This is a genomic window from Nocardiopsis sp. CC223A, assembly GCF_030766825.1.
In the GTDB taxonomy this organism is placed as follows: domain Bacteria; phylum Actinomycetota; class Actinomycetes; order Streptosporangiales; family Streptosporangiaceae; genus Nocardiopsis.
In genome coordinates this window covers 1-5,476 of the sequence record NZ_JASFDV010000154.1, presented here as the reverse complement: position 1 = coordinate 5,476, position 5,476 = coordinate 1, and the positions used below count along the sequence as shown (strand labels likewise).

The window sequence follows — 5,476 nt, the reverse complement described above, 5'->3', positions numbered from 1 at the left end:
GGTCCGGGGCTTGTACGGGAAGCGCGGTCGCTTCTTGAGAACTCAACAGCGCGTGTTCGATTTTTTCAGCCAAGTTTGTTTTGGCCCCGTCACACGAACCGGTCGGTGCGACCGGAACAGTGTGCGAGGTTCCTTTGATTGGACCAGAAGGACAATGTGCCAGACGGTCCGGTCAGGATTTTCTTCTAGGTTTCCGCGCCCTCTCGGGGGTGGCGGTGCATGACCTTTATGGAGAGTTTGATCCTGGCTCAGGACGAACGCTGGCGGCGTGCTTAACACATGCAAGTCGAGCGGTAAGGCCCTTCGGGGTACACGAGCGGCGAACGGGTGAGTAACACGTGAGCAACCTGCCCCTGACTCCGGGATAAGCGGTGGAAACGCCGTCTAATACCGGATACGACCCTCCTCCGCATGGTGGGGGGTGGAAAGTTTTTCGGTCGGGGATGGGCTCGCGGCCTATCAGCTTGTTGGTGGGGTAACGGCCTACCAAGGCGATTACGGGTAGCCGGCCTGAGAGGGCGACCGGCCACACTGGGACTGAGACACGGCCCAGACTCCTGCGGGAGGCAGCAGTGGGGAATATTGCGCAATGGGCGAAAGCCTGACGCAGCGACGCCGCGTGGGGGATGACGGCCTTCGGGTTGTAAACCTCTTTTACCACTCACGCAGGCCCCGGGTTCTCCCGGGGTTGACGGTAGGTGGGGAATAAGGACCGGCTAACTACGTGCCAGCAGCCGCGGTAATACGTAGGGTCCGAGCGTTGTCCGGAATTATTGGGCGTAAAGAGCTCGTAGGCGGCGTGTCGCGTCTGCTGTGAAAGACCGGGGCTTAACCCCGGTTCTGCAGTGGATACGGGCATGCTAGAGGTAGGTAGGGGAGACTGGAATTCCTGGTGTAGCGGTGAAATGCGCAGATATCAGGAGGAACACCGGTGGCGAAGGCGGGTCTCTGGGCCTTACCTGACGCTGAGGAGCGAAAGCATGGGGAGCGAACAGGATTAGATACCCTGGTAGTCCATGCCGTAAACGTTGGGCGCTAGGTGTGGGGACTTTCCACGGTTTCCGCGCCGTAGCTAACGCATTAAGCGCCCCGCCTGGGGAGTACGGCCGCAAGGCTAAAACTCAAAGGAATTGACGGGGGCCCGCACAAGCGGCGGAGCATGTTGCTTAATTCGACGCAACGCGAAGAACCTTACCAAGGTTTGACATCACCCGTGGACCTGTAGAGATACAGGGTCATTTGGTTGGCGGGTGACAGGTGGTGCATGGCTGTCGTCAGCTCGTGTCGTGAGATGTTGGGTTAAGTCCCGCAACGAGCGCAACCCTTGTTCCATGTTGCCAGCACGTAGTGGTGGGGACTCATGGGAGACTGCCGGGGTCAACTCGGAGGAAGGTGGGGACGACGTCAAGTCATCATGCCCCTTATGTCTTGGGCTGCAAACATGCTACAATGGCCGGTACAATGGGCGTGCGATACCGTGAGGTGGAGCGAATCCCTAAAAGCCGGTCTCAGTTCGGATTGGGGTCTGCAACTCGACCCCATGAAGGTGGAGTCGCTAGTAATCGCGGATCAGCAACGCCGCGGTGAATACGTTCCCGGGCCTTGTACACACCGCCCGTCACGTCATGAAAGTCGGCAACACCCGAAACTTGTGGCCTAACCCTTCGGGGAGGGAGTGAGTGAAGGTGGGGCTGGCGATTGGGACGAAGTCGTAACAAGGTAGCCGTACCGGAAGGTGCGGCTGGATCACCTCCTTTCTAAGGAGTCTTTTACAGGTCGGCATTTTCCTACAGCCGGCCGGACTCGAAAGTGGACCCGCTGGACCCATGGTTGATCCGTGGTGTTCGGGTGGGATGGCTGTGGAATTTGATATCGAACTTCACCTCCGGGGGTCCTGGAAGCCTCGGAGGGCGCGCTGTTGGGTGTCTGAGGGAGTGGCCCTCGCCCGGTGCCGGCCGTGTGGTCGGTGGTGGGTGGTGGTCGGTTCCCGCGGACCGCCTCTGAGAACTCTCAGGGTGTTCGGGTCCTGGTCCCTTGCTTTCGCCGTTGGTGCGGGGTGGGGGTCCTGGGTTGCCCGGGTGGCCGAGTGGTAGCAGGGTATGCGGTTGGTGTTTTGATTTGTGAATAGTGTGCGCGAGCATCTTGTTATCTGTAGTGGCCAAGTGATAGTGGCATACGGTGGATGCCTTGGCACCAGGCGCCGATGAAGGACGTGGGAGGCCGCGATAGGCCACGGGGAGCTGTCAACCGAGCTGTGATCCGTGGGTGTCCGAATGGGGGAACCCAGCCCGAGTTGTGTCGGGTTGCCGCCGCCTGAATGTATAGGGCGGTCGGTGGTGACGCGGGGAAGTGAAACATCTCAGTACCCGTAGGAAGAGTAAACAACAGTGATTCCCCTAGTAGTGGTGAGCGAACGGGGAAGAGGCTAAACCGTGCGCGTGTGATAGACGGCAGTCGTTGCGTGTGCGGGGTTGTGGGGCGTGTCTGTTCGGGTCTGCCGACCCGGAGCACTTGTGGTCAGAGCTAGCTGAAGCCGTTGGGAAGCGGTACCGGAGTGGGTGAGAGTCCCGTAGGTGAAGGTTCTGATCGGGTGTTGACGCTGTCCCCGAGTAGCGCGGAGCCCGAGGAATTCCGTGTGAATCTGGCAGGACCACCTGCTAAGCCAAAATACGTCCTGGTGACCGATAGTGCACTAGTACCGTGAGGGAAAGGTGAAAAGTGCCCCGGTGAGGGGTCGTGAAATAGTACCTGAAACCGTGTGCTGTCAAGCCGTCAGAGCGTCCTTTCGGGGGTGTGATGGCGTGCCTTTTGAAGAATGAGCCTGCGAGTCATGGTGTGTGGCGAGGTTAACCCGGGTGGGGTAGCCGTAGGGAAACCGAGTCTGAATAGGGCGATTTGAGTCGCATGCTGTGGACCCGAAGCGGAGTGATCTACCCATGTCCAGGGTGAAGCGGGGGTAAGACCTCGTGGAGGCCCGAACCCACCAGGGTTGAAAACCTGGGGGATGAGGTGTGGGTAGGGGTGAAAGGCCAATCAAACTCCGTGATAGCTGGTTCTCCCCGAAATGCATTTAGGTGCAGCGTTGCGTGTTTCTTGCCGGAGGTAGAGCTACTGTTTGGCTGATGGGCCCGACAAGGTTACTGACGTCAGACAAACTCCGAATGCCGGTGAAGTGAAGCGTGGCAGTGAGACTGCGGGGGATAAGCTTCGTAGTCGAGAGGGAAACAGCCCAGATCATCAGCTAAGGCCCCTAAGCGTGTGCTAAGTGGGAAAGGTTGTGGAGTTGCTGAGACAACCAGGAGGTTGGCTTAGAAGCAGCCATCCTTTAAAGAGTGCGTAATAGCTCACTGGTCAAGTGGTTCTGCGCCGATAATGTAGCGGGGCTTAAGCACACCGCCGAAGCTGTGAAGCTCAGGGCTTACGTCCTGGGTTGGTAGGGGAGCGTCGTGCGTTCGGTGAAGCCGCCGAGTGATCGTGTGGTGGAGGGCGTGCGAGTGAGAATGCAGGCATGAGTAGCGAGAGCAGCGTGAGAAACGTTGCCGCCGATTGACTAAGGGTTCCTGGGGCAGGTTAATCCGCCCAGGGTGAGTCTGGACCTAAGGCGAGGCCGACAGGCGTAGTCGATGGATAACGGGTTGATATTCCCGTACCCGTGCACGAGCGTCCAGTATCGAATCAGGTGATGCTAACCACGCCGGCTGGTTTCCTGTCCTTCGGGATGGGTTGCCGTGCTGGTCTGGGATCCGAGCTTGTAGTAGGTAAGTGATGGGGTGACGCAGGAGGGTAGCTCTACCCGGCGGTGGTTGTCCGGGGGTAAGCGTGTAGGCCGGGGGGTTGGTAAATCCGCCCCCTATAGGGTTGAGACGTGATGCGGAGCCGTTTTAGGCGAAGTGAGTGATCCCATGCTGTCGAGAAAAGCCTCTAGCGAGTTCGTGAGCGGCCAGTACCCTAAACCGACGCAGGTGGTCAGGTAGAGAATACCGAGGCGTTCGGGTGAACCATGGTTAAGGAACTCGGCAAATTGTCCCCGTAACTTTGGGAGAAGGGGAGCCCTGTCCGGTGAAGGAGCGTGCCTCTGGAGCTGGGTGGGGTCGCAGATAGCGGGGGGAAGCGACTGTTTATTAAAAACACAGGTCCGTGCGAAGTCGTAAGACGCTGTATACGGACTGACGCCTGCCCGGTGCTGGAACGTTAAGAGGACCGGTCAACAAAGGTTCGCTTTTGTGAAGCTGGGAATCCAAGCGCCAGTAAACGGCGGTGGTAACTATAACCATCCTAAGGTAGCGAAATTCCTTGTCGGGTAAGTTCCGACCTGCACGAATGGCGTAACGACTTCCCCACTGTCTCAACCATGGGCCCGGTGAAATTGCACTACGAGTAAAGATGCTCGTTTCGCGCAGCAGGACGGAAAGACCCCGGGACCTTCACTATAGCTTGACATTGGTGTTTGGGATGGTTTGTGTAGGATAGGTGGGAGCCGGTGAAGCCGCTACGCTAGTGGTGGTGGAGGCGTTGGTGAAATACCACTCTGACTGTTTCGGGCATCTAACCTTGGGCCGTGATCCGGTTCGGGGACAGTGTCTGGTGGGTAGTTTAACTGGGGCGGTTGCCTCCCAAAGAGTAACGGAGGCGCCCAAAGGTTCCCTCAGCCTGGTTGGTAATCAGGTGTTGAGTGTAAGTGCACAAGGGAGCTTGACTGTGAGACGGACGTGTCGAGCAGGAGCGAAAGCTGGGACTAGTGATCCGGCACCGGCGTGTGGAAGCGGTGTCGCTCAACGGCTAAAAGGTACCCCGGGGATAACAGGCTGATCTTCCCCAAGAGTCCATATCGACGGGATGGTTTGGCACCTCGATGTCGGCTCGTCGCATCCTGGGGCTGGAGTTGGTCCCAAGGGTTGGGCTGTTCGCCCATTAAAGCGGCACGCGAGCTGGGTTTAGAACGTCGTGAGACAGTTCGGTCCCTATCCGCTGTGCGCGTTGGAGACTTGAGAAGGGCTGTCCCTAGTACGAGAGGACCGGGACGGACGAACCTCTGGTGTGCCAGTTGTCCTGCCAAGGGCATGGCTGGTTGGCTACGTTCGGGAGGGATAACCGCTGAAAGCATCTAAGCGGGAAGCTTGCTTCGAGATGAGGTCTCCTGCCTCCTGTGAGAGGGTAAGGCTCCCTAGAGACGATGGGGTTGATAGGCCGGGTGTGGAAGCCTTGTGAGGGGTGGAGCTGACCGGTACTAATAGGCCGAGGGCTTGTCCGCTGCAGATAATTGGGTGCTCGCGCATACATGTTCACATAGCTGTGTGGAATTCTTCCCTGTGGGGTTGCCTTTTGGGGTGGCTGTCTGTGGGGTGTTGGGTTTCCGTGGTGGTTATGGTGGGAGGGTCACACCCGGTTACTTTCCGAACCCGGTCGTTAAGTCTCCTTGCGCTGATGGTACTGCCCTGTGGTGGGGTGGGAGAGTAGGTTGCTGCCACGGTTTTTT

General features: G+C 58.3%; 3 rRNA genes. All 3 read left to right on the top strand.

The features are described 5' to 3' along the window. Positions 1–225: 225 nt before the first annotated feature. Positions 226–1,757, top strand: a 16S ribosomal RNA gene (locus QJS33_RS30960). A gap of 398 nt (positions 1,758–2,155) precedes the next feature. Then, positions 2,156–5,252 (top strand): 23S ribosomal RNA (locus QJS33_RS30955). Positions 5,253–5,354: 102 nt separating this feature from the next. Then, a 5S ribosomal RNA gene (gene rrf, locus QJS33_RS30950) occupies positions 5,355–5,470 on the top strand. The 16S, 23S and 5S rRNA genes sit together here, the layout of an rRNA operon. The last annotated feature ends 6 nt before the right edge of the window (positions 5,471–5,476 follow it).